This is a genomic window from Pantoea sp. At-9b (genome assembly GCF_000175935.2).
Lineage (GTDB): Bacteria > Pseudomonadota > Gammaproteobacteria > Enterobacterales > Enterobacteriaceae > Pantoea.
On the sequence record NC_014837.1, the window covers coordinates 872,065 to 895,843 of the forward strand.

Annotated in this window: 19 protein-coding genes; 17 read left to right on the top strand and 2 right to left on the bottom strand. The window is 53.9% G+C overall.

Annotated elements, in window-relative coordinates; genetic code table 11:
• Positions 1-2,655: a bifunctional uridylyltransferase/uridylyl-removing protein GlnD gene (gene glnD / locus PAT9B_RS03815; RefSeq protein WP_013507940.1), complete on the bottom strand. Its 2,655-nt coding sequence runs from the start codon at positions 2,653-2,655 to the stop codon at positions 1-3.
• Between the two features lie 75 nt (positions 2,656-2,730).
• Positions 2,731-3,525 (bottom strand): type I methionyl aminopeptidase, encoded by a 795-nt coding sequence (gene map / locus PAT9B_RS03820; RefSeq protein WP_013507941.1) that lies wholly within the window; start codon positions 3,523-3,525, stop codon positions 2,731-2,733.
• Between the two features lie 314 nt (positions 3,526-3,839).
• Between map and rpsB the strand changes: the two genes are divergently transcribed.
• The 17 genes from rpsB (at position 3,840) to accA (ending at position 23,649) form a co-directional block, all read left to right on the top strand.
• Complete coding sequence (gene rpsB / locus PAT9B_RS03825; RefSeq protein WP_013507942.1) at positions 3,840-4,565, top strand: 30S ribosomal protein S2; 726 nt, start codon at positions 3,840-3,842, stop codon at positions 4,563-4,565.
• Between the two features lie 182 nt (positions 4,566-4,747).
• Complete coding sequence (gene tsf / locus PAT9B_RS03830) at positions 4,748-5,599, top strand: translation elongation factor Ts (protein ID WP_013507943.1); 852 nt, start codon at positions 4,748-4,750, stop codon at positions 5,597-5,599.
• 158 nt (positions 5,600-5,757) lie between these two features.
• Positions 5,758-6,483 (top strand): UMP kinase, encoded by a 726-nt coding sequence (gene pyrH / locus PAT9B_RS03835; RefSeq protein ID WP_013507944.1) that lies wholly within the window; start codon positions 5,758-5,760, stop codon positions 6,481-6,483.
• 188 nt (positions 6,484-6,671) lie between these two features.
• Positions 6,672-7,229 (top strand): ribosome recycling factor, encoded by a 558-nt coding sequence (gene frr, locus PAT9B_RS03840; protein ID WP_041525898.1) that lies wholly within the window; start codon positions 6,672-6,674, stop codon positions 7,227-7,229.
• Between the two features lie 262 nt (positions 7,230-7,491).
• A complete protein-coding gene (gene ispC / locus PAT9B_RS03845) occupies positions 7,492-8,694 on the top strand; it encodes a 1-deoxy-D-xylulose-5-phosphate reductoisomerase (RefSeq protein ID WP_041525732.1) in 1,203 nt (400 codons plus the stop codon).
• Between the two features lie 166 nt (positions 8,695-8,860).
• On the top strand, positions 8,861-9,613 hold the full coding sequence (gene ispU, locus PAT9B_RS03850; protein WP_013507947.1) for a (2E,6E)-farnesyl-diphosphate-specific ditrans,polycis-undecaprenyl-diphosphate synthase: 753 nt from the start codon (positions 8,861-8,863) through the stop codon (positions 9,611-9,613).
• Between the two features lie 18 nt (positions 9,614-9,631).
• Entirely contained in the window at positions 9,632-10,489 is an 858-nt protein-coding gene (gene cdsA / locus PAT9B_RS03855; RefSeq protein WP_013507948.1) for a phosphatidate cytidylyltransferase, read from the top strand.
• 12 nt (positions 10,490-10,501) lie between these two features.
• Complete coding sequence (gene rseP, locus PAT9B_RS03860; RefSeq protein ID WP_013507949.1) at positions 10,502-11,851, top strand: sigma E protease regulator RseP; 1,350 nt, start codon at positions 10,502-10,504, stop codon at positions 11,849-11,851.
• Between the two features lie 51 nt (positions 11,852-11,902).
• A complete protein-coding gene (gene bamA / locus PAT9B_RS03865) occupies positions 11,903-14,314 on the top strand; it encodes an outer membrane protein assembly factor BamA (RefSeq protein ID WP_013507950.1) in 2,412 nt (803 codons plus the stop codon).
• Between the two features lie 105 nt (positions 14,315-14,419).
• Positions 14,420-14,920, top strand: coding sequence for an OmpH family outer membrane protein (locus PAT9B_RS03870; RefSeq protein WP_013507951.1), 501 nt, complete (start codon positions 14,420-14,422; stop codon positions 14,918-14,920).
• Between the two features lie 3 nt (positions 14,921-14,923).
• Positions 14,924-15,949, top strand: coding sequence for a UDP-3-O-(3-hydroxymyristoyl)glucosamine N-acyltransferase (gene lpxD / locus PAT9B_RS03875; RefSeq protein WP_013507952.1), 1,026 nt, complete (start codon positions 14,924-14,926; stop codon positions 15,947-15,949).
• Positions 15,950-16,144: 195 nt separating this feature from the next.
• Entirely contained in the window at positions 16,145-16,600 is a 456-nt protein-coding gene (gene fabZ / locus PAT9B_RS03880; protein WP_013507953.1) for a 3-hydroxyacyl-ACP dehydratase FabZ, read from the top strand.
• Between the two features lie 3 nt (positions 16,601-16,603).
• The gene (lpxA, locus tag PAT9B_RS03885; RefSeq protein ID WP_013507954.1) at positions 16,604-17,392 is read left to right on the top strand and encodes an acyl-ACP--UDP-N-acetylglucosamine O-acyltransferase; all 789 of its coding nucleotides are present in this window, start codon (positions 16,604-16,606) and stop codon (positions 17,390-17,392) included.
• A 3-nt stretch (positions 17,393-17,395) separates the two neighbouring features.
• Entirely contained in the window at positions 17,396-18,544 is a 1,149-nt protein-coding gene (gene lpxB / locus PAT9B_RS03890; RefSeq protein ID WP_013507955.1) for a lipid-A-disaccharide synthase, read from the top strand.
• Complete coding sequence (rnhB, locus tag PAT9B_RS03895; RefSeq protein ID WP_013507956.1) at positions 18,537-19,163, top strand: ribonuclease HII; 627 nt, start codon at positions 18,537-18,539, stop codon at positions 19,161-19,163. Before lpxB ends, rnhB begins: the two co-directional genes overlap by 8 nt.
• A 31-nt stretch (positions 19,164-19,194) precedes the next feature.
• A complete protein-coding gene (gene dnaE / locus PAT9B_RS03900; RefSeq protein ID WP_013507957.1) occupies positions 19,195-22,677 on the top strand; it encodes a DNA polymerase III subunit alpha in 3,483 nt (1,160 codons plus the stop codon).
• Between the two features lie 12 nt (positions 22,678-22,689).
• Positions 22,690-23,649, top strand: coding sequence for an acetyl-CoA carboxylase carboxyl transferase subunit alpha (gene accA / locus PAT9B_RS03905; protein ID WP_013507958.1), 960 nt, complete (start codon positions 22,690-22,692; stop codon positions 23,647-23,649).
• The last annotated feature ends 130 nt before the right edge of the window (positions 23,650-23,779 follow it).

Genomic DNA, 23,779 nt, shown 5'->3' on the forward strand with positions numbered 1-23,779 from the left:
TCACACTTTATCGTTTGGATTAAGGGCCTCTGTCAACCGTTGTTGCAATACATTGCGCATTTCGGCATCAAGTGCGCGGCGCTCGCTGTTTGCAAGGATGAAAAGATCTTCAACCCGTTCGCCAATTGTACTGATACGTGCGCCATGAAGCGAGACGCCTAAATCTGCAAATACTTCACCGACGCGCGCCAGCAGGCCGGGTTGATCGAGGGCAATCAATTCCAGATAGCTGCGGCGATCGGTATGCGTGGGCAGGAAATTGACCTCGGTTTCCACGCTGAAGTGCTTCAGACGCGATGACTGGCGACGCGCGCGCGGCGGTACCCATTGGGTTTGGGTGATGGCCTGCTCCAGTGCCTGAATGATCATGGGATGGCGATCAGCCGCCAGTGGGCTGCCATCCGGCTCCAGCACAATAAAGGTATCCATCGCCATGCCGTCGCGGCTGGTAAAGATCTGCGCATCGTGCACGCTGAGGTTGCGGCGATCAAGCTCACCCGCCACGGCAGCAAACAGATATGGACGATCGGGACTCCAGATAAAGATCTCCGTCCCGCCGCGCGTTGCCTGCGGGCTGACCAGTACCAGCGGTTTGCTCAAATCATGATTGATCAGATGTCGCGCATGCCATGCCAGCTGATTCGGGGTGTGGCGCAGGAAATAGTCGGAACGACAGCGGCTCCAGATGTGCTGTAGCCGCTCCTCGTCGAGGTTTTCCATACGCAACAACGCCAGTGCCTGTAGCCGATGGTGGCGGACGCGTTCGCGCAGGTCCGGGCTGTTTTCCATACCACGACGCAGCTGTTTTTCCGTGGCGAAGAACAGTTCACGCAGCAGGCTCTGCTTCCAGCTGTTCCACAGACTTTCGTTGGTGGCACAGATGTCCGATACCGTTAAGCATACCAGGTAGCGCAGGCGATTCTCGTTTTGCATCACTTCAGCGAATTGCTGAATGACGGTCGGGTCCTGAATATCGCGGCGCTGGGCGGTGACTGACATCAACAGATGATGACGCACCAGCCAGGCAACCAGCTGAGTTTCACGCGAATTCAGGCCATGCAGTTCGGCGAAATCGAGTGCATCCTGGGCACCGAGAATCGAATGGTCGCCACCGCGTCCTTTGGCGATGTCATGCAACAGCGCCGCCATCAGCAGCAGTTCCGGCTGCGGCAGACGCGGCCATAGCTCCACGCACAATGGATGCATCGGGCGTGTCGCTTCGTCAGCGAAGCTCTCCAGCTTCTGCAACACGCGAATGGTGTGTTCATCCACCGTGTAGGCATGGAACAGGTCGAACTGCATCTGACCGACGATATTGCCCCACAGCGGCGTATACGCCCAAAGCACGCTGTGGCGGTGCATGGGCACCAGCGCGCGGCTCACCGCACCCGGATGACGCAGAATGGCCATGAAGGTTTGACGTGCTTCCGCAATCTGACACAGCGGTTGTTTCAGATGGCGGCGGGCGAAACGCAACTGGCGCAAAGTGGTGGAGTAGATACCCTTGATGTTTTCGTTGCGCACCATCACGTAAAACATGCGCATAATCGCCTGGGGTTCACGTTCGAATAACGTCGGGTCACGCAGGTCAATCAGTTCACCGCGTAGCTGAAAGTCGTCATCAATATTGCGCGGCTTTTCGGTGGCAGACAGCCCGAGGATCGCTTCATCGAACAGTTGCAGCAGCATTTGGTTAAGCTCACCAATGCGGCGTGTGACGCGGTAAAAATCTTTCATCATGCGCTCAACCGGCTCATTACCTTCACCGAGATAGTTGAGACGCTGCGCCACATTCAACTGGCGATCAAACAACAGCCGGTTATCGTAACGCGTCAGGGTCAGATGGAGCGCGAAGCGGATGCGCCAGAGAAACTCCTGGCATTCGTTAAGTTCATTGCGCTCGGCTTCGGTGAGAAAGCCGAAACCGACCATTTCATCAAGGGTGGTCGCACCAAAATGGCGGCGGGCAACCCATTGCAGCGTGTGAATATCCCGCAGCCCGCCGGGGCTGCTTTTGATATCCGGCTCAAGGTTGTAGCTGGTGCCGTGATAGCGTTTATGGCGCTCTTGCTGCTCTTCGATTTTGGCCGCGAAAAAGCGCGACGAAGGCCAAAAGCCATCGCTGAAAATGTTCTTTTGCAGCTCAAGAAATAAGGCGACATCGCCAGTAAGCATGCGCGATTCAATCAGGTTAGTGGCGACGGTAAGGTCTGATAACCCTTCCAACAGGCACTCTTCCAGCGTCCGCACGCTGTGGCCGACTTCCAGCTTGAGATCCCACATCAGCGTCAACAGTTCGCTGGTGCGTTGGGCGGCGGTTTCATCCAGCGGGCGACGGCTGAGGATCAACACATCAATGTCCGACAGCGGATGCAGCTCGCCGCGCCCATAACCGCCCACCGCCAGCAGGGCGATCTCTTTCATCTGATCAAAGCCGAAGAAACGCCATAAGCGACGCAACAACCGATCGATAAACAGGGTGCGCGCATCAATCAGGGATTCGACATCGGTACCGGCATCAAACGCGATCCCCATGTGCTGTTGAAACTGTTCGAGATAAAGTTTGAGTTTCTCGCGGGTTAGGGCTTCATCAGGCCAGCCAGCGGGTGAATCGGTCAGGCCCTTGTGTACTGCTTCGGTCACGCTACCACTCATCGACATCGTCTCTTCTTCGCGCCATTGACATAAAAAAGCCGACTCAAGGTCGGCCTGGTACTGTTGGGAAGAGATTTACGCGACGTTTTCCAGCACCGCAGGGAGGGTGTCGTCTTCACGCAGCGTCAGAATCTCACAGCCGTTCTCCGTCACCACAATAGTATGCTCGTACTGTGCGGACAAGCTGCGATCTTTGGTTTTCACGGTCCAGCCATCCTTCATGGTGCGGATGCGGTAATCACCGGCATTGACCATCGGTTCAACGGTGAAGGTCATACCGGCCTGCAACACCACGCCGCCATCATCAGCATCGTAATGCAACACTTGCGGCTCTTCGTGGAAACCTTTGCCAATGCCGTGGCCGCAATATTCGCGCACCACAGAGAAATCCTGTGCTTCCACATACTTCTGAATCGCACGCCCCAGTTCACGCAGACGAATACCGGGTTTCACCAGACGCAGCGCCAGATACAGGCTTTCCTGGGTCACGCGACACAGGCGCTCGCCCTGAATGGTCGGCTTGCCGACGATGAACATTTTCGAGGTGTCACCGTGATAGTCATCTTTAATCACCGTGACATCAATGTTGACGACATCGCCGTCTTTCAGCAGACGATCGTCGCTGGGGATACCGTGGCACACCACTTCATTAATCGAGATGCACACTGATTTCGGGAATCCGTGGTAGCCGAGACACGCGGAGATTGCCTGCTGTTGCCCGGTAATGTGCTCGTGGCACAGACGGTCCAGTTCGCCGGTTGAAATGCCCGGCACCACGTGCGGTGCGATCATTTCCAGCACTTCAGCCGCCAGGCGGCCAGCAACACGCATTTTTTCGATTTCTTCAGGAGTTTTTATTGAAATAGCCATTAAATTAATCCGCGGCTGTCGAAAAATTCGACAATAATTGAGTTCTGTGCAGTCATGTTAGCAGCAGGCATTTGGGCTGCCAAATCGGGAAGCGTCAAGCCATTTTCTGCTAACGACTATTGGCGTATTCCTGCGCATTGTGGTATAAAGCGCGCCGACGATTCTCTGTCAGCCCCAGGCTGGCAGGAAACGCATAAATCTCATTATGTGTACTAAAACACACATGTATCGACACGTACACCGGGGTGCCTCGTAAGAGGTCGGTTGTATGGGATACATGGAGGCCCAACCCCAATCAAACTTTAGAGGTAATCATGGCAACTGTTTCCATGCGCGACATGCTCAAGGCTGGTGTTCACTTCGGTCACCAGACCCGTTACTGGAACCCGAAAATGAAGCCGTTCATCTTCGGTGCGCGTAACAAAGTTCACATCATCAACCTTGAGAAAACTGTACCGATGTTCAACGAAGCCCTGGCTGAGCTGAACAAAATTTCTTCCCGTAAAGGTAAGATCCTGTTCGTCGGTACTAAGCGCGCTGCTGCCGAAGCGGTAAAAGAGTCTGCACTGAGCTGCGACCAGTTCTTCGTTAACCACCGCTGGTTGGGTGGCATGCTGACTAACTGGAAAACTGTTCGTCAGTCCATCAAACGCCTGAAAGATCTGGAAACTCAGTCTCAGGACGGTACTTTCGACAAACTGACCAAAAAAGAAGCGCTGATGCGCGCTCGTGAACTGGCCAAGCTGGAAAACAGCCTGGGCGGTATCAAAGATATGGGCGGTCTGCCGGACGCACTGTTCGTAGTTGATGCTGACCACGAGCACATTGCAATCAAAGAAGCAAACAACCTGGGTATTCCGGTATTTGCTATCGTTGATACCAACTCTGATCCGGACGGCGTTGATTTCGTTATCCCGGGTAACGACGATGCAATCCGTGCTGTAAGCCTGTACCTGACTGCCGTTGCCACTACCGTGCGCGAAGGCCGTTCTCAGGATCTGGCTGAGCAAGCTGAAGACGCGTCTTTAGAGAACGCCTGATAAGGTCTGCTCTTTCACAGAGCCCTTAGACATCAGATGTAATCTGTTAAGGGGGCCGCACAGGCCCCTTTATTCTATCCAAGTCTGTCACGCTTCCACTAAGGCGAGCGGGGCAGAGTAAATTTTCCGCAACAAGTTTCTGGCAGTGTGCAAGCACTGAGAAACGAATCGAGGATTCTGGAATGGCTGAAATTACCGCTGCACTGGTAAAAGAACTGCGCGAGCGTACTGCCGCTGGCATGATGGACTGCAAAAAAGCGCTGACTGAAGCGAATGGCGATATCGAGCTGGCCATCGAAAACATGCGTAAGTCTGGCGCAATCAAAGCAGCGAAAAAAGCGGGCAACGTTGCTGCTGACGGCGTGATCAAAACTAAGATCGTTGACGGTTTTGGTGTGATCCTGGAAGTTAACTGCCAGACCGACTTCGTCGCAAAAGATGCGGGTTTCCAGGCGTTTGCTGACAAAGTTATCGACGCTGCTGCCGCGGGTAAAGTGACCGACGTTGAAGTTCTGAAAGCTCAGTTCGAAGAAGAACGTGTGGCACTGGTTGCGAAAATCGGCGAGAACATCAACATCCGTCGCGTTGCTATCCTGGAAGGTACTGAGCTGGGTAACTACCTGCACGGCGCGCGTATCGGCGTTCTGGTTTCTACCAAAGGCGCTGACGAAGAGCTGATCAAGCAAGTTGCTATGCACATCGCTGCAAGCAAGCCTGAGTTCGTGAAACCGGAAGACGTGTCTGAAGACGTGGTAGCGAAAGAGTACCAGGTTCAGCTGGACATCGCGATGCAGTCTGGTAAGCCGAAAGAAATCGCAGAGAAAATGGTTGAAGGCCGTATGAAGAAATTCACCGGTGAAGTTTCTCTGACTGGTCAGGCTTTCGTTATCGACCCGAGCAAAACCGTTGGCCAGGCGCTGAAAGAGAAAGGCGCTGACGTCATCAACTTTATCCGCTTCGAAGTGGGTGAAGGCATCGAGAAAGTTGAGACTGATTTCGCAGCAGAAGTTGCTGCCATGTCCAAACAGTCTTAATTGGTCCGAAAGAACCGCCAAAAGGCGGTTCTTTTTTGCCTGCGTTTTAGCGTGGGCCTATTTTCAGTCACTTCCCAATAGCTTTTCTCTCTCGCTAAGCGGATGATTGATCAGATTTAACTTCTCCTTTTCATCATATCTTCCAGGAAGAATTGACCATGGCGACCAACGCAAAACCTGTATATCAACGTATCCTGCTAAAACTGAGTGGCGAAGCACTGCAAGGTGCTGAAGGTTTTGGTATTGACGCGAGTGTGCTTGACCGCATGGCGCAAGAGGTGAAAGAGCTGGTTGAACTGGGTATCCAGGTGGGTGTGGTTATTGGTGGTGGTAACCTGTTCCGTGGCGCGGGTCTGGCACAGGCGGGTATGAACCGTGTGGTGGGTGACCACATGGGTATGCTGGCTACCGTGATGAACGGCCTGGCGATGCGTGATGCGTTGCACCGTGCTTATGTCAACGCGCGTCTGATGTCAGCCATTCCGCTGAACGGCGTCTGCGATAACTACAGCTGGGCAGAGGCGATCAGCCTGCTGCGCAATAACCGCGTGGTTATCTTCTCCGCTGGTACTGGCAACCCGTTCTTTACGACCGACTCTGCAGCCTGTCTGCGCGGTATTGAAATCGAAGCTGATGTCGTACTGAAAGCCACGAAAGTGGATGGCGTCTACTCTGCCGACCCGGTGAAAAACCCGGATGCTACGCTGTATGAACAGCTGACTTATGCCGAAGTGCTGGATAAAGAGCTGAAAGTGATGGATCTGGCGGCCTTTACGCTGGCGCGCGACCATCAATTGCCGATCCGCGTCTTCAATATGAACAAACCTGGCGCGCTGCGTCGTGTCGTGATGGGTGAAAAAGAAGGCACCCTGATTACGCATTAATACCCGACGCAAGATAAAATAGGGTATATTCTGTGGGCGCGGCGCTTGGGCGCTGCGCTATGCCCTTCATAATTCGTCCCCGACCGGGAGCTCGAATGATGAAGGGTATCAGGATGATCGATGATTATCGATACCGCTTCCGGTTAGCCCGGAAATGGCCAGGTCAAACCGAATCCAAGGGTTTCAACGTGATTAACGAAATTAAAAAAGATGCTGAAACGCGCATGGACAAATGCGTGGAAGCATTCAAAAACACCATCAGCAAAGTGCGTACTGGTCGCGCTTCGCCCTCTCTGCTCGACGGCATTGTTGTTGAATATTACGGCACGCCGACGCCACTGCGTCAGCTGGCTAGCGTGACGGTAGAAGATTCACGCACGCTGAAAATCAACGTCTTCGACCGTTCTCTGGGTCCGGCAGTTGAGAAAGCGATCATGGCATCGGATTTGGGTCTGAACCCAAGTTCTGCCGGTAGCGACATCCGTGTTCCGTTGCCGCCGCTGACCGAAGAACGTCGTAAAGACCTGATCAAAATCGTCCGTGGTGAAGCGGAACAGGGTCGTGTCTCCGTTCGTAACGTCCGTCGTGACGCGAACGACAAGATCAAAGCGCTGCTGAAAGACAAAGAGATCAGCGAAGACGACGAGCGTCGCGCGCAGGACGAGATTCAGAAAATGACCGATGTGCGTATCAAAAACGTTGATGCGGCACTGGCTGAGAAAGAAAAGGAACTGATGGAGTTCTGATTCCATCATTATCTTATATACCCTGAATCAATCGGATTGCAGGAAGGCGGCAAGGCCATGAATTTCCGGGAGCTTACTCCAGTAAGTAACCGGGGTGAACGCGCGCAGCCAACGCATCTGCAATTTGAAGTATGACGGGTATAAACGCCGTAAAGAGAGGTATACCCATCCGGGAATGCGCTATCTTGCGGCGTTTTATTTTGGTCCCGAGGAAGTGGGAAGTTATCAGCCCCGCTTCGTCTGAGTACACATGGAAAGCGTCATGAAGCGATTAACTCTGCTGGGTTCCACTGGCTCGATTGGCACCAGCACACTGGCGGTGGTGCGGGAAAACCCTGAGCAATATCAGGTGACTGCATTGGTGGCGGGTCAGAATGTGGCCCTGATGGCTGAACAATGCCAGCAGTTTCAGCCACGTTATGCGGCAATGGCGGATGAAGCGTCCGCACAAGCGTTGCGTGAGCGACTGAGAGCACTCAATATCAACACTGAAGTGCTCTCCGGCGTTCAGGCTGCCTGTGAACTGGCTGCGCTTGATGAAGTCGATCAGGTCATGGCGGCGATTGTCGGTGCGTCGGGCCTGCTGCCTACGCTGGCCGCCATTCGCGCCGGAAAAACCGTGCTGTTGGCCAATAAAGAATCACTTGTCACATGCGGCCGCCTGTTTATGGAGGCGGTACAGCGTCATCAGGCCCAGCTGCTGCCGGTCGATAGTGAGCACAACGCCATTTTTCAGAGTTTACCGGCTTCCATACAGCATCAGTTGGGGTACGCTGATCTGCGGGGTAACGGCATTGAGTCAATTATCCTCACGGGATCAGGTGGCCCTTTTCGTGACACGCCATTAGCCGAGTTGGCCGCTATGTCGCCAGACCAGGCATGTGCGCATCCGAACTGGTCAATGGGGCGTAAAATCTCCGTTGATTCGGCCACCATGATGAATAAAGGTCTTGAATACATTGAAGCCCGCTGGCTGTTTAACGCCACTGATGCGCAGATGGAGGTGATCCTGCATCCGCAGTCGGTGATCCATTCGATGGTGCGTTATTGTGATGGTAGCGTGCTGGCGCAACTGGGATCGCCGGATATGCGGACTCCGATTGCCCACAGCATGGCATGGCCAGCACGTATTTCTGCCGGCGTCACACCGCTCGACTTCACACGAATGAAAGCGCTGACTTTCGCTGAGCCGGATTACGCTCGCTATCCCTGCCTGAAGCTGGCCATTGATGCCTGTGCCGCTGGCCAGGCTGCTACCACGACGCTGAATGCCGCTAACGAAGTGGCGGTGGCTGCTTTCCTGCAGCACCAGATCCGCTTTACCGATATCGCTGTGCTCAACAGCGAAGTCCTGGCGTCACTGAGTTGCAGTGAACCCGCCAGCGTTGAAGCGGTGATGGAGATCGACCGGTTAGCGCGAGTGCGTGCCAATGAAATGGTGCCGCGCTTGCGTATAGCGGGTTGATTGTTCCCGCTATTTGTTAGCTCAGGGTGAAAATGGTATAGTCGCTCGCTCGTGTTTCACAGCCTGGTATTGTTTCAATGCCAGCCGACCCGAAGGTCGGTATTTGCTGCAGGCGCAATGTATTCAGAAACCACAGCATTTCTGATTAAAGGAATTATTACGCGTTATGTCGTCCAACAATCACAACACATTCGATGACCGGGCTGATTGTACGCCGCGTCACGTGGCCATCATTATGGATGGTAATGGTCGCTGGGCAAAAAATCAGGGCAAACTGCGTATTTCAGGCCACAAAGCCGGGGTAAAATCAGTACGCCGGGCCGTCAGCTTTGCGGTCAGCCATAAGTTGGAAGCGCTCACGCTTTATGCGTTCAGCAGTGAAAACTGGAGCCGACCGATTCAGGAAGTGACGGCCTTAATGGAATTGTTTGTCTGGGCGCTCGACAGCGAGGTCAAAAGCCTGCACAAGCATAATGTACGCTTGCGTATCATTGGCGATATCAGTCGTTTCAATTCCCGCATCCAGGAACGCATTCGCCGCGCCGAGGAACTGACTCAGCAAAATAATGGACTGACTCTCAACATTGCTGCTAACTACGGTGGCCGTTGGGATATTATCCAGGGTGCCAAAAAATTGGCCGAACAGGTTCAGGAAGGTCTGCTACGTCCTGACCAGATAACCGAAGAGAGCCTGGCTCCGTATCTTTGCATGAACGAGCTGGCGCCGGTGGATTTAGTGATAAGGACCGGGGGAGAGCATCGGATTAGCAACTTCCTGCTGTGGCAGATCGCCTATGCTGAGTTCTGGTTTACCGATGTTCTCTGGCCTGATTTTGATGAACACGTTTTTGAAGGTGCACTGAATGCTTTCTCTCTGCGGGAGCGTCGCTATGGCGGCGCTGCACCAGGCGGCGCCTGAGCAACCTGGGGGTAACCTTTGCTGAAGTCTCGTTTAATTACCGCGTTTATTTTAATTCCGCTGGTGATTGCTGCGCTATTCTGGTTACCACTGTCCGGCTTTGCGATAACAACTATCATCATCTGCATGCTTGCCGCCTGGGAATGGGGGCAACTGGCGGGCATGGCGTCCCGCCAGCAACGTATCTGGCTGGCTGTGCTCTGTGGTTTATTGCTGGCTGGAATGCTGTTCACACTGCAACCTTATCAACGCGATTTGCATCAGTTCCAGATGGAAAGCTCCTTGTGGGCATCGCTGGTTTGGTGGATTGTGGCGCTGGTATTGGTTCTCTTCTATCCCGCCTCGGCGGCGGTCTGGCGTCATTCTCGCCCACTCCGTCTTCTGTTTGGTGTACTGACCGTCATCCCTTTTTTCTGGGGCATGCTGGCGTTGCGCCAATACCATTATGATACCGATCATTTCGCCGGCGCCTGGTGGCTGCTGTTCGTCATGTTTCTGGTATGGGGAGCGGATTCCGGTGCTTATATGTTTGGCCGCTTGTTTGGTAAACATAAACTGGCACCGAAAGTCTCACCCGGTAAAACCTGGGAAGGCTTTTTTGGCGGGTTAGTCTCCTCTGCGCTGATTGCCTGGCTGTTTGCCCTGTTTGCACCGCTGACCATTGCGGCTTCAACCTTAATCATTTGCGCCGTCATCGCGACACTGGCTTCGGTGTTGGGTGATTTGACAGAAAGCATGTTTAAACGTGAAGCCGGTATCAAAGACAGTGGTAACTTAATTCCGGGCCACGGTGGTATCCTCGATCGCATTGATAGCCTGACAGCGGCGGTGCCGGTTTTTGCTTGCCTGCTGCTGCTGGTGTTCCGCACCCTCTGAGGCCAGGTGACCATGCTAAGTATACTCTGGAGTTTTGCAGCCTTTATCGTGGCGCTCGGCGTGCTGATTACGGTACACGAGTTCGGCCACTTTTGGGTTGCGCGCCGCTGCGGTGTGAAAGTCGAACGTTTTTCGATTGGTTTCGGCAAAGCGCTGTTCAGTCGCCGCGATCGTCAGGGCACGGAATACGTCATTGCCCTGATCCCTCTTGGCGGCTACGTCAAAATGCTTGATGAACGCGTTGAAAGCGTTCCAGCTGAGTTGCGTCATCAAGCCTTCAACAACAAAGCGGTCTGGCAGCGTGCATCGATTATCGCCGCCGGTCCGATAGCGAACTTCATCTTTGCCATTATCGCGTACTGGGCGGTGTTTATTCACGGCGTCCCTGGTGTTCGCCCGGTAGTTGGTGAAATTCTGAACGGTTCCGTCGCGGCAGAAGCGCAAATTACCTCCGGGATGGAACTTAAAGCGGTAGATGGTATCGAAACGCCTGATTGGGATGCTGTGCGCATGGCGCTGATCGGCAAAATCGGCGATCAGAGTGCCACGCTAACCGTCTCGCAGTTTGGTGACGATGCCACGCAGCAGAAGCAGTTGGATTTGCGTGACTGGCAGTTCGAGCCGGATAAGCAGGACCCGGTCGTTGCGTTGGGTATCCGCCCACGTGGACCACAAATCGAAACGACCCTGGCTGAAGTTCAGGCTAACTCTCCGGCAAGTGAAGCCGGTTTGCAAGCAGGCGACAGGATCGTTAAAGTCGATGGTCAGCCGTTAACGCAATGGCAGACTTTTGTGGTTCAGGTGCGGGATAATCCCGGCAAAAATATGGCACTTGAGGTGGAGCGAAACGGCGAATCACTGGCGTTAACGCTGACACCGGAAGCAAAACCGGGTAACAACGCGGAAGGCTTTGCTGGGGTAATCCCTCGTGTGATTCCGTTGCCTGACGAGTACAAAACGGTAAGGCAGTATGGGCCTTTTGCCGCCATCGGTGAAGCCAGTGTCAAAACCTGGCAGCTGATGAAGCTGACGGTTTCCATGCTGGGCAAGTTGATAACCGGGGACGTGAAGCTGAATAATCTGAGCGGGCCGATTTCGATCGCGCAGGGTGCCGGGTTATCAGCAGAATATGGGGTGATTTACTACCTGATGTTCCTGGCGCTGATCAGCGTGAACCTGGGCATCATTAACCTGTTCCCATTGCCGGTTTTAGATGGTGGACATCTGCTCTTTCTGGCGATCGAAAAGATCAAAGGAGGACCGGTGTCCGAGCGAGTTCAGGACTTCAGTTATCGCATCGGTTCAATTCTGCTGGTGTTGTTAATGGGGCTTGCACTTTTCAATGATTTCTCACGTCTGTAATAGCGGGAATGCAGACAGGCGTGGGATGTGTTAGGAAAACGCATAACAACGATGGCGATGAAAAAGTTGCTCATAGCGTCGCTGCTGTTTAGCAGCGCCACCGTTTACGGTGCAGACGATTTCGTGGTGAAGGATATTCATTTCGAAGGGCTACAGCGAGTCGCCGTCGGCGCGGCTCTGCTGAGTATGCCGGTACGTGTTGGCGATACGGTGAATGATGATGACATCAGAAACACCATTCGCTCACTGTTCGCCACCGGTAACTTCGAAGATGTTCAGGTTCTGCGCGACGGTACTACGCTGATTGTCCAGGTGAAAGAACGCCCGACGATTGCCAGCATCACTTTCTCCGGTAACAAAGCGGTGAAAGAAGATCAGCTGAAGCAGAATCTTGAAGCTTCTGGCATCCGTGTCGGTGAAGCGCTTGACCGTACCACCCTCTCTTCCATTGAGAAGGGACTGGAGGATTTCTACTACAGCGTCGGTAAGTACACGGCCAGCGTGAAAGCGATCGCGACACCGCTGCCACGTAACCGTGTTGACCTGAAATTTGTCTTCCAGGAAGGTGTTTCTGCTCAGATTCAGCAGATCAACATCGTGGGCAACAAAGCCTTTAGTTCCGATGAACTGATCTCCCGCTTCCAACTGCGTGACGAAGTGCCGTGGTGGAACGTGGTGGGCGATCGTAAATACCAGAAGCAGAAACTGGCCGGGGACCTCGAAACCCTGCGCAGCTTCTATCTGGATCGCGGTTATGCGCGTTTTAATATTGATTCAACCCAGGTGAGCCTGACGCCGGACAAGAAAGGGATCTACATCACCGTCAACATCACCGAAGGCGATCAGTACAAGATCGCGGGTGTGATCGTTAACGGCAGCATGGCGGGTCACTCGGCGGAAATTGAACATCTGACCAAGATCCCATCGGGTGAGCTGTATAACGGCACCAAAGTCACTCAGATGGAAGATGACATCAAAAAACTGTTGGGCCGCTATGGGTATGCTTATCCGCGCGTGGTTACCCAGCCGGAAATTAATGACGCTGATAAGACAGTAAAACTGCATATCAACGTTGATGCCGGTAACCGTTACTACGTGCGCAAAGTCCGTTTCGAAGGAAACGATACCTCGAAGGATGCGGTACTGCGTCGTGAAATGCGTCAGATGGAAGGCGCATGGCTGGGCAGCGATCTGGTTGAGCAGGGTAAAGAGCGTCTGAACCGCACCGGCTACTTTGAAACGGTTGACGTGGATACGCAGCGCGTACCGGGTTCACCTGATCAGGTTGATGTGGTTTACAAGGTTAAAGAACGTAACACCGGTACCTTTAACTTCGGTGTGGGCTACGGCACAGAAAGTGGCGTGAGCTTCCAGGTTGGCGTGACCCAGGATAACTGGCTCGGCACCGGTAACACCGTCGGTATCAGCGGAACCAAAAACGATTATCAGACCTATGCTGAGTTCTCACTGACCGATCCGTATTTCACGGTCGACGGTGTCAGCCTGGGTGGTCGTATTTTCTATAACGACTTTAAAGCGGATGATGCTGACCTGTCTGACTACACCAACAAAAGTTATGGTGTTGATGGCACGTTGGGCTTCCCGATTAACGAGAACAACACCCTGCGTGTGGGCTTAGGTTACGTACATAATGACCTGTCCAACATGCAGCCACAGGTCGCAATGTGGCGTTATCTCGATTCGGTCGGACGTCATCAGGGGCTGAACGATGATGGTGATTTCTCCGCGAATGACTTCACCTTCAACTATGGCTGGACGTACAACACGCTGGACCGTGGCTTCTTCCCAACGTCCGGTAACCGTACCAACCTGAACGGTAAAGTGACCATTCCGGGTTCAGACAACAGCTTCTATAAAGCGACGCTGGATACTCAGCAATACGTTCCGATTAACCGTGATCGTACCTGGGTGCTGTTGGGTCGTGGCCGTGTGGGTTATGGTGACGGCCTCGGCGGTAAAGAGATGCCGTTCTATGAGAACTTCTATGCTGGCGGTTCCAGCACGGTTCGTGGCTTCCAGTCCAACACCATTGGTCCGAAAGCGGCGTACCTGAATGATGGCTCATCGACCTGTACGCTGTCCGATCCTAATGGCATCTGTAAGTCTGATGATGCGGTCGGTGGTAACGCGATGGCGGTTGCCAGCCTTGAGCTGATCACCCCAACGCCGTTCCTGAGCGAGAAGTATGCTAACTCAGTACGTACATCGGTATTCTTCGATGCAGGTACTGTCTGGGATACCAAATGGCAGAACACCGCAGAAACGCGAGCGGCAGGCATCCCGGATTACAGCGATCCAAACAATATTCGCGTATCCAGCGGTATCGCACTACAGTGGATGTCACCGTTGGGACCGTTGGTGTTCTCGTATGCCCAACCGATCAAGAAAGTCGAGGGAGACAAGTCAGAGCAGTTCCAGTTTAACATCGGTAAAACCTGGTAAAGCTCTGAGCAGGGAAGTGTATACCCAAAGGGTATAAAGAGAGTCTGCATGCGTGTAGCTTGGCTACACGCTGCAAACACACATGTTGAGGGTAAGGAGTTTATAGTGAAAAAGTTGTTCTGTGCCGCTGCTCTGGGTGTTGCATTAGCTGCTTCTGCTGGCGCCCAGGCGGCAGACAAAATCGCCGTTGTTAACCTGAGCCAGGTTTTCCAGCAGTCTCCGCAGCGTGCTGTTGTTGCTAAGCAACTTGAGAGTGAGTTCCAGGGCCGTGCCTCTGACCTCCAGTCTCAGCAGCAGAAAATCCAGCAGGAGATTCAGGATCTGCAGCGCAATGCTTCAACCATGAAAGCAAGCGACCGTACCAAGAAAGAGAAGCAGATTGCTTCTGAGCGTGCTGCTTTCGAATCAAAAGCTCAGGCTTTTGAGAAAGACAACCAGACTCGTCAGATGCAGGAACGTAACAAGCTGCTGGCTAAAATCCAGACCGCTGTTCAGTCTGTAGCGAAAAGCGGAGGGTACGATCTGGTCCTGGACTCTCAGGCTGTGCTGTACACTTCTTCTGATGCTAAAGACATCACTGCTGACGTTGTAAAACAGGTTAAATAATCGATGTCATCTATTCGACTGGCTGATTTAGCCCAGCAGTTGGATGCAGAATTGCACGGAGATGGCGATATCGCCATCTCCGGCATTGCTTCTATGCAATCCGCCACAACTGGCCAAATCACTTTTCTTGCAAACAGCCGTTACCGCGAGCAGCTCGCCCAGGTGCAGGCTTCGGCCGTGGTGCTGACGGAAGCGGATCTGGAGTGGTGTAATACGGCCGCGCTGGTGGTGAAAAATCCTTACCTGACCTATGCCCGCATGGCACAACTGCTGGACACCACGCCGCAGCCCGCGCAAAATATCGCGCCCAGCGCTGTGATCGACCCGACAGCGAAGCTGGGGAACAATGTGTCGGTGGGCGCGAATGCGGTGATCGAGTCTGGTGTTGAGCTGGGCGACGACGTCGTGATTGGCGCCGGATGTTTTGTGGGTAAGCAGACCCGTATTGGGCGCGGTTCCCGCCTGTGGGCTAACGTGACGATTTATCACGAAATCCAGATTGGTCAGGATTGTCTGATTCAGTCAGGCACCGTCATTGGTGCGGATGGTTTCGGGTATGCTAACGATCGCGGCAACTGGGTGAAAATTCCACAGTTGGGCACGGTAGTGATTGGTGATCGGGTAGAAATTGGTGCCTGTACCACTATCGATCGCGGTGCGTTGGATAACACTCTGATCGGCAATGGTGTTATCATAGATAACCAATGTCAGATTGCGCACAACGTTGTGATCGGGGATAACACTGCGGTTGCTGGTGGTGTGATCATGGCGGGTAGTCTGAAGATTGGTCGTTACTGTATGATTGGCGGCGCCAGCGTCATTAACGGACATATGGAAATCTGTGACAAAGTCACCGTGACGGGTATGGGCATGGTTATGCGCCCAATCACAGAGCCTGGGGTATACTCTTCGGGTATTCCGCTGCAACCCAACAAAACCTGGCGTAAAACGGCCGCGTTGGTGATGAATATCGATGACATGAGCAAACGTCTCAAAGCCATCGAGCGTAAAGTCGGTAAAGACGAGTAACGCCATCCCACGAGACCGGCTTCATAATAAGCAGCGTACCTTCTTTATCAGCTCAGACCTTGTCTGAGCATGTGCAGCAGGTATCGCAAGGAAGCGAGACGCCACCGAACTGATTTGCGGCCTGCGGATGATCATTTTGATCGTTGCAGGCCGTGTTATTGTTGCCATCAGAATTTTTAGGACAGGAAGAGTATTTTGACTACTGAAACGCATACTCTGAAAATTGAAGAGATTTTAGAACTGCTGCCGCACCGCTACCCATTCCTGCTGGTTGACCGTGTGTTGGAATTTGAAGAGCACAAGTATCTGCGTGCGGTGAAGAACGTTTCTGTAAACGAACCGTTTTTCCAGGGACACTTCCCTGGTAAACCGATTTTCCCAGGCGTTCTGATCCTGGAAGCGATGGCGCAGGCCACCGGTATTCTGGCATTCAAAAGTGTCGGCAAACTGGAGCCGGGCGAACTTTACTACTTCGCCGGTATCGATGAAGCCCGTTTCAAACGTCCGGTTGTGCCGGGCGACCAGATGATCATGGAAGTGACTTTCGAGAAAACGCGTCGTGGCCTGACGCGCTTTAAAGGCGTAGCAACCGTGGACGGCAAGATTGTCTGTGAAGCGACCATGATGTGTGCCCGTAGCCGGGAGGCATAATTAGTGATTGATTCAACCGCCAACATCCATCCCAGTTCCGTTATTGAAGAAGGTGCCGTCATTGGTGCCAATGTTCACATCGGCCCGTTTTGCTTTATCGGTGCCAACGTGGAAATTGGTGAAGGTACGGTACTTAAATCGCACGTGGTGGTGAGTGGCCATACGCGTATCGGCAAAGACAACCAGATCTACCAGTTTGCTTCCATCGGCGAAGTAAACCAGGACCTGAAGTATGCGGGTGAACCGACGCGTGTGGAAATCGGCGATCGCAATCGCATCCGCGAAAGCGTCACGATTCACCGTGGTACGGTGCAGGGCGGTGGCCTGACCAAAGTCGGCAGCGACAACTTGCTGATGGTGAATGCCCATATTGCGCATGATTGCGTGATTGGCAATCGCTGCATTTTCGCCAATAACGCCACGCTGGGCGGCCACGTCACGGTTGATGATTTCGCGATCATCGGTGGGATGACGGCGGTACACCAGTGGTGCACTATTGGTGCGCATGTGATGGTCGGCGGTTGTTCTGGCGTTGCGCAGGACGTACCACCGTATGTCATTGCGCAGGGAAATCACGCGACGCCTTTTGGTATCAACATTGAAGGCCTGAAGCGTCGCGGGTTCAGCAAAGAAGCCCTGCATGCGATTCGCAATGCGTACAAGTTGCTGTATCGCAGCAACAAAACGCTGGATGAAGCGAAGCCGGAAATTGAAGCGCTGGCGAAACAGCATAGCGAAGTTCAGCCCTTCTATGACTTCTTTGCCCGTTCTACCCGTGGATTGATTCGTTAATCCATGTCAGTGCGTCCCTTAACGATTGCCCTGGTCGCCGGAGAAACCTCCGGCGATATTCTTGGTGCCGGTCTCATTCGTGCGTTAAAAGCGCGCCATCCTGATGCCCGCTTTGTTGGCGTTGCCGGTCCGCTGATGCAGGCCGAAGGCTGCGAAGCCTGGTATGAGATGGAAGAACTGGCCGTCATGGGTATTGTTGAAGTGCTGGAACGTCTGCCGCGACTGTTAAAAATTCGTCGTGACCTGACGCAGCGCTTCACAGCACTGCAACCGGATGTGTTTGTCGGCATCGATGCGCCTGATTTTAATATCACGCTGGAAGGCCGTCTGAAGCGCGCCGGAATTCGCACTATTCATTATGTCAGCCCCTCCGTTTGGGCCTGGCGTCAAAAGCGTGTATTCAAAATTGGCCGCAACACTAACCTCGTGTTGGCCTTTCTGCCGTTTGAAAAAGCGTTTTACGATCGTTTCAACGTGCCGTGCCGTTTTATCGGCCACACGATGGCAGATGCGATGCCGATGCAGCCCGATAAGCTGGCGGCACGACGCGACTTAGGGATTGCTGACGATGCCATCTGTCTTGGCCTGCTGCCGGGCAGCCGTGGTGCTGAAGTTGAAATGCTCAGCGCGGATTTTCTGCGTGCGGCACAACTGCTGCGCCAGCGCTATCCGACATTGGAGATCGTCGTTCCGCTGGTGAATGCGAAACGTCGTGCACAGTTCGAGCACATCAAAGCAGAAGTGGCACCGGAATTACCGATGCACCTGCTGGATGGCAAAGGGCGTGCAGCGATGATCGCCAGCGATGCAGCCATTCTGGCATCGGGAACCGCAGCGCTGGAATGTATGCTGGCAAAATGCCCGATGGTGGTGGGGTATCGTATGAAACCGTTCACCTTCTGGCTGGCGAAACGTCTGGTCAAAACCCCTTACGTCTCTTTGCCTAATTTGCTTGCCGGGCGCGAGCTGGTAAAAGAACTGTTGCAGGATGAGTGCCAACCGGAAGCGTTAGCCGCTGCTCTGGAGCCGTTGTTACATGCGGGTGCTGAGCGCGATGCGCTGCTGGCGACGTTCAACGAATTACATGCACAGATTCGCTGGAATGCTGATGAGCAGGCCGCGGATGCCGTACTGGAGATTGCTCATGGCTGAGTTTATTTATCCCAATGCGCGGTTGATTGCCGGTGTTGATGAAGTAGGGCGCGGGCCGCTGGTCGGCGCAGTGGTCACAGCAGCGGTGATCCTCGATCCTGCGCAACCGATTATCGGTCTGGCCGATTCCAAAAAATTGTCTGAGAAACGCCGTCTGGCGCTGTATGACGAGATCAAAGAGAAAGCGCTGGCCTGGAGCCTGGGACGTGCTGAGCCAGAAGAGATCGATCAGATCAACATTCTGCACGCCACCATGCTGGCCATGCAGCGAGCGGTGGCCGGTTTGCCATTGGTCCCTGATTTTGTGTTGATCGATGGCAACCGTTGCCCGGCGTTGCCGATGCCATCGCAGGCGGTGGTCAAAGGTGATAGCCTGGTGGCAGAGATCAGTGCCGCATCGATCCTGGCGAAAGTCACGCGCGATCGCGAAATGGCCGAACTGGATGCGCTTTTCCCGCAATATGGCTTCGCCCAGCACAAGGGGTATCCGACGGCACTGCACATGGAAAGATTGACCCAGCATGGTGCCACGCCTCATCACCGCCGCAGCTTCGCGCCGGTGCGTAATGCCTTGATTGATGCCGACGTGCTGGCCGCGCGCCAGCCGACTACGCTTTAATAGCCTGACGCTGTTTTAACCGGAAACTGATATGGCTGAACCCCGTTTTATACATCTGCGCGTCCATAGCGACTATTCCATGGTGGATGGCCTGGCGAAGACCGGGCCGTTGGTAAAAAAGGCGGCCGCTTTAGGTATGCCTGCTATCGCCATTACCGATTTCACCAACCTGTGCGGGCTGGTGAAATTCTATGGCACTGCGCACGGTGCCGGGGTGAAACCGATTATTGGTGCCGATTTTAACGTCGTTAGCGAGTTAATGGGCGATGAGCTGACGCAGCTCACGGTACTGGCGGCCAACAACACCGGTTATCAAAACCTGACGTTGTTGATTTCCCGCGCTTACCAACGGGGCTATGGTATTGCCGGTCCGGTGATTGATCGTGACTGGTTGGCTGAGTATCAGGAAGGGTTAATTCTGCTTTCTGGTGGCCGCCGTGGTGATGTGGGGCGCAGCTTATTGCGCGGCAACAATGCGCTGGTAGCACAGTGCCTGGCGTTTTATCAGCAGCACTTCCCCGATCGCTACTATCTTGAGCTGACGCGTACCGGTCGCCCGGATGAAGAGGGCTATCTGCATTCGGCAGTGGAGTTGGCGATTGCCGAAGGCGTGCCGGTCGTGGCCACCAATGAAGTCTGTTTCCTTAATGAAGAAGATTTTGACGCGCATGAAATTCGCGTGGCGATTCATGATGGTTACACACTGGACGATCCCAAGCGTCCACGTAACTACAGCCCTCAGCAATATATGCGCAGCGAAGCGGAGATGTGCGAGTTGTTCTCGGACATCCCGGAAGCGCTGGAAAATAGCGTAGAAATTGCTAAGCGTTGTAATGTCACGGTACGTCTGGGCGAATACTTCCTGCCGCAGTTCCCGACCGGTGATATGACCACCGAAGATTTCCTCGTGGTGAAATCGCGTGAAGGTCTGGAAGAACGTCTGGAGTTTCTGTTCCCCGACCCGGCGGTACGTGCTGAGAAGCGCCAGGAATATGACGAACGTCTGGAGATCGAACTTAACGTTATTAACCAGATGGGCTTCCCCGGCTACTTCCTGATCGTAATGGAGTTTATCCAGTGGTCGAAAGATAACGGCGTACCGGTAGGACCAGGACGTGGTTCCGGTGCCGGTTCGCTGGTGGCCTATGCGCTGAAAATTACTGACCTCGACCCGCTTGAGTTTGACCTGCTGTTCGAACGTTTCCTGAACCCGGAACGTGTGTCGATGCCTGACTTCGACGTCGATTTCTGCATGGAAAAACGCGACCTGGTCATCGATCACGTCGCCGAGATGTATGGCCGCGAGGCGGTATCACAGATCATTACCTTCGGTACGATGGCGGCGAAAGCGGTTATCCGCGACGTGGGGCGTGTGCTGGGTCACCCTTACGGCTTTGTCGATCGTATCTCCAAATTGGTGCCACCCGATCCGGGCATGACGCTGGAAAAAGCGTTTGCCGCTGAACCGCAACTGCCGGAAATCTACGAGGCAGATGAAGAGGTTAAAGCGCTGATTGACATGGCGCGCAAGCTGGAAGGTGTCACACGTAACGCCGGTAAACACGCCGGTGGTGTGGTGATCGCGCCGACTAAAATTACCGACTTTGCCCCGCTGTACTGCGATGAAAACGGTCATCACCCGGTTACGCAGTTCGATAAAAACGACGTGGAATACGCCGGTCTGGTGAAGTTCGACTTCCTCGGCCTGCGCACGCTCACCATTATCGACTGGGCGCTGAAGATGATTAACCCGCGCCGGGAGAAGCAGGGGCTGGAACCGATTGATATCGCTGCCATCCCGCTCGACGACAAAAAAAGTTTCGATATGCTGCAACGGGCGGAAACCACCGCCGTGTTCCAGCTTGAATCGCGCGGCATGAAGGATCTGATCAAACGTCTGAAGCCTGACTGCTTCGAAGATATGATCGCACTGGTGGCGTTGTTCCGTCCGGGGCCGTTGCAGTCCGGCATGGTAGATAACTTTATCGACCGTAAGCATGGCCGTGAAGCGATCTCTTACCCGGATATTGAGTGGCAGCATGAGTCACTGCAACCGGTACTGGAACCGACCTACGGCATCATCCTTTACCAGGAACAGGTCATGCAGATCGCCCAGGTGCTGTCTGGTTACACTCTTGGCGGCGCGGATATGCTGCGTCGTGCCATGGGTAAAAAGAAACCGGAAGAGATGGCGAAGCAGCGCTCGGTGTTCCAGGAAGGGGCCGAGAAGATGGGCGTCAATGGCGAATTGGCGATGAAGATCTTCGACCTGGTGGAGAAGTTCGCGGGTTATGGCTTCAACAAATCGCACTCCGCCGCTTATGCACTGGTTTCTTATCAAACGCTGTGGCTGAAAGCGCACTATCCGGCAGAATTTATGGCGGCGGTGATGACCGCGGATATGGATAACACCGAGAAGGTGGTCGGCCTGGTGGATGAGTGCTGGCGGATGGGCCTGAAGGTGCTGCCGCCAGACATTAACTCCGGGCTGTATCCGTTCCATGTCAACGATGAAGGTGAGATCGTTTACGGCATTGGCGCGATCAAAGGGGTCGGTGAAGGTCCGATTGAAGCGATCCTCGAAGCGCGTAACCGCGATGGTTACTTCAAAGAGTTATTTGATCTTTGCGCGCGCACCGACACCAAAAAGATCAACCGCCGCGTGATGGAAAAACTGATCATGTCCGGCGCGTTCGATCGTCTCGGTCCACACCGTGCCGCGTTAATGAGTTCGCTCAACGATGCGCTGAAAGCCGCCGATCAACATGCGAAAGCCGAGGCTATCGGTCAGGCGGATATGTTTGGTGTATTGGCGGAAGAACCTGAGCAGGTGGAGAAATCCTATGCCAGCGTGACACCGTGGCCGGAACAAATTCAACTGGATGGCGAGCGTGAAACGCTGGGGTTGTACCTCACCGGCCACCCGATCAATCAGTATCTGAAAGAAATCGAACGTTACGTCGGTGGGATGCGTCTCAAAGACATGCATCCGACCGATCGTGGTAAAGTGACCGTCGCAGCAGGGCTGGTGATTGCTGCCCGCACGATGGTCACCAAGCGTGGCAACCGAATTGGTATCTGTACTCTGGATGACCGCTCTGGCCGTCTGGAAGTGATGTTATTTACCGATGCATTGGATAAATACCAGCAGTTGCTGGAGAAGGACCGAATCCTGATCGTCAGCGGACAGGTCAGCTTTGATGACTTTAGCGGCGGCCTTAAAATGACCGCCCGTGAAGTGATGGACATTGACGAAGCGCGGGAAAAATACGCGCGTGGTCTTGCTATCTCGCTGACGGACAGGCAAATTGATGACCAGCTTTTAAACCGTCTCCGCCAGTCTCTGGAGCCTCATCGCTCCGGGACCATTCCGGTGCATCTCTATTATCAGAGAGCAGATGCGCGGGCGAAGCTGCGCTTTGGTGCAGCGTGGCGTATTTCGCCCAGCGATCGTTTACTCAACGATTTGCGATCGTTAGTTGGGTCGGAGCAGGTGGAACTGGAGTTTGACTAAAACAGGAACATTATGAGTCTTAATTACCTGGATTTTGAACAGCCAATCGCAGAACTGGAAGCGAAAATCGACTCGCTGAAATCGATTGGTCGTCAGGATGAGAAACACGATATTAATCTGGACGAAGAAGTGCAACGTCTGCGCGAGAAAAGCGTAGAACTGACGCGTAAAATCTTCTCCGATTTGGGTGCATGGCAGGTCGCGCAACTGGCGCGTCATCCGCTGCGTCCTTATACGCTGGACTATGTCCGCAATGCCTTTGATGAGTTTGACGAGTTGGCTGGCGATCGTGCCTATGCCGATGATAAAGCGATTGTTGGCGGTATTGCCCGTCTCGATGGCCGTCCGGTGATGATCATTGGTCATCAGAAAGGTCGTGAAACCAAAGAGAAAATTCGTCGCAACTTCGGTATGCCAGCACCAGAGGGCTACCGTAAAGCGCTGCGTCTGATGGAGATGGCAGAGCGCTTTAAGATGCCGCTGATTACCTTCATTGACACCCCGGGCGCGTATCCGGGCGTCGGTGCTGAGGAGCGTGGTCAGTCGGAAGCGATTGCCCGTAACCTGCGTGAGATGTCTGGCCTGAAAATCCCGGTGATCTGTACCGTGATCGGCGAAGGCGGCTCCGGTGGTGCACTGGCGATTGGCGTGGGCGATAAAGTCAACATGTTGCAGTACAGCACCTATTCGGTGATCTCACCGGAAGGCTGTGCTTCGATTCTGTGGAAAAGCGCTGACAAAGCCCCACTGGCTGCAGAAGCGATGGGCATCACCGCTGATCGTCTGAAAGAGCTGAAACTGATCGACTCCATCATCCCGGAACCGCTGGGTGGTGCACATCGTCATCCGGTTGATATGGCTGCGGCGCTGAAAAACCAGCTGCTGGCCGATCTGGCCGATCTCGATACTCTCAGCACCGAAGAGTTGCTGAACCGTCGTTATCAGCGTCTGATGAGCTACGGCTACGCCTGATTAACGATGTGATCAAAACAAGCGGACTTCGGTCCGCTTTTTTTGTGTCTGCGCAACAGCAGAGCATTCTGACGGTAATCCCTGCCTGCTTTTCGCTATGCTTATTCAGTGCCACAACACCACAGGAGGT

Bases quoted from the DNA above. Each gene is read 5' to 3' on its own strand.
- glnD (WP_013507940.1), bottom strand. From the start codon at position 2,655: ATGAGTGGTAGCGTGACCGAAGCAGTACACAAGGGCCTGACCGATTCA.
- map (WP_013507941.1), bottom strand. From the start codon at position 3,525: ATGGCTATTTCAATAAAAACTCCTGAAGAAATCGAAAAAATGCGTGTT.
- rpsB (WP_013507942.1), top strand. From the start codon at position 3,840: ATGGCAACTGTTTCCATGCGCGACATGCTCAAGGCTGGTGTTCACTTC.
- tsf (WP_013507943.1), top strand. From the start codon at position 4,748: ATGGCTGAAATTACCGCTGCACTGGTAAAAGAACTGCGCGAGCGTACT.
- pyrH (WP_013507944.1), top strand. From the start codon at position 5,758: ATGGCGACCAACGCAAAACCTGTATATCAACGTATCCTGCTAAAACTG.
- ispC (WP_041525732.1), top strand. From the start codon at position 7,492: ATGAAGCGATTAACTCTGCTGGGTTCCACTGGCTCGATTGGCACCAGC.
- ispU (WP_013507947.1), top strand. From the start codon at position 8,861: ATGTCGTCCAACAATCACAACACATTCGATGACCGGGCTGATTGTACG.
- rseP (WP_013507949.1), top strand. From the start codon at position 10,502: ATGCTAAGTATACTCTGGAGTTTTGCAGCCTTTATCGTGGCGCTCGGC.
- bamA (WP_013507950.1), top strand. From the start codon at position 11,903: ATGGCGATGAAAAAGTTGCTCATAGCGTCGCTGCTGTTTAGCAGCGCC.
- lpxD (WP_013507952.1), top strand. From the start codon at position 14,924: ATGTCATCTATTCGACTGGCTGATTTAGCCCAGCAGTTGGATGCAGAA.
- lpxB (WP_013507955.1), top strand. From the start codon at position 17,396: ATGTCAGTGCGTCCCTTAACGATTGCCCTGGTCGCCGGAGAAACCTCC.
- rnhB (WP_013507956.1), top strand. From the start codon at position 18,537: ATGGCTGAGTTTATTTATCCCAATGCGCGGTTGATTGCCGGTGTTGAT.
- dnaE (WP_013507957.1), top strand. From the start codon at position 19,195: ATGGCTGAACCCCGTTTTATACATCTGCGCGTCCATAGCGACTATTCC.
- accA (WP_013507958.1), top strand. From the start codon at position 22,690: ATGAGTCTTAATTACCTGGATTTTGAACAGCCAATCGCAGAACTGGAA.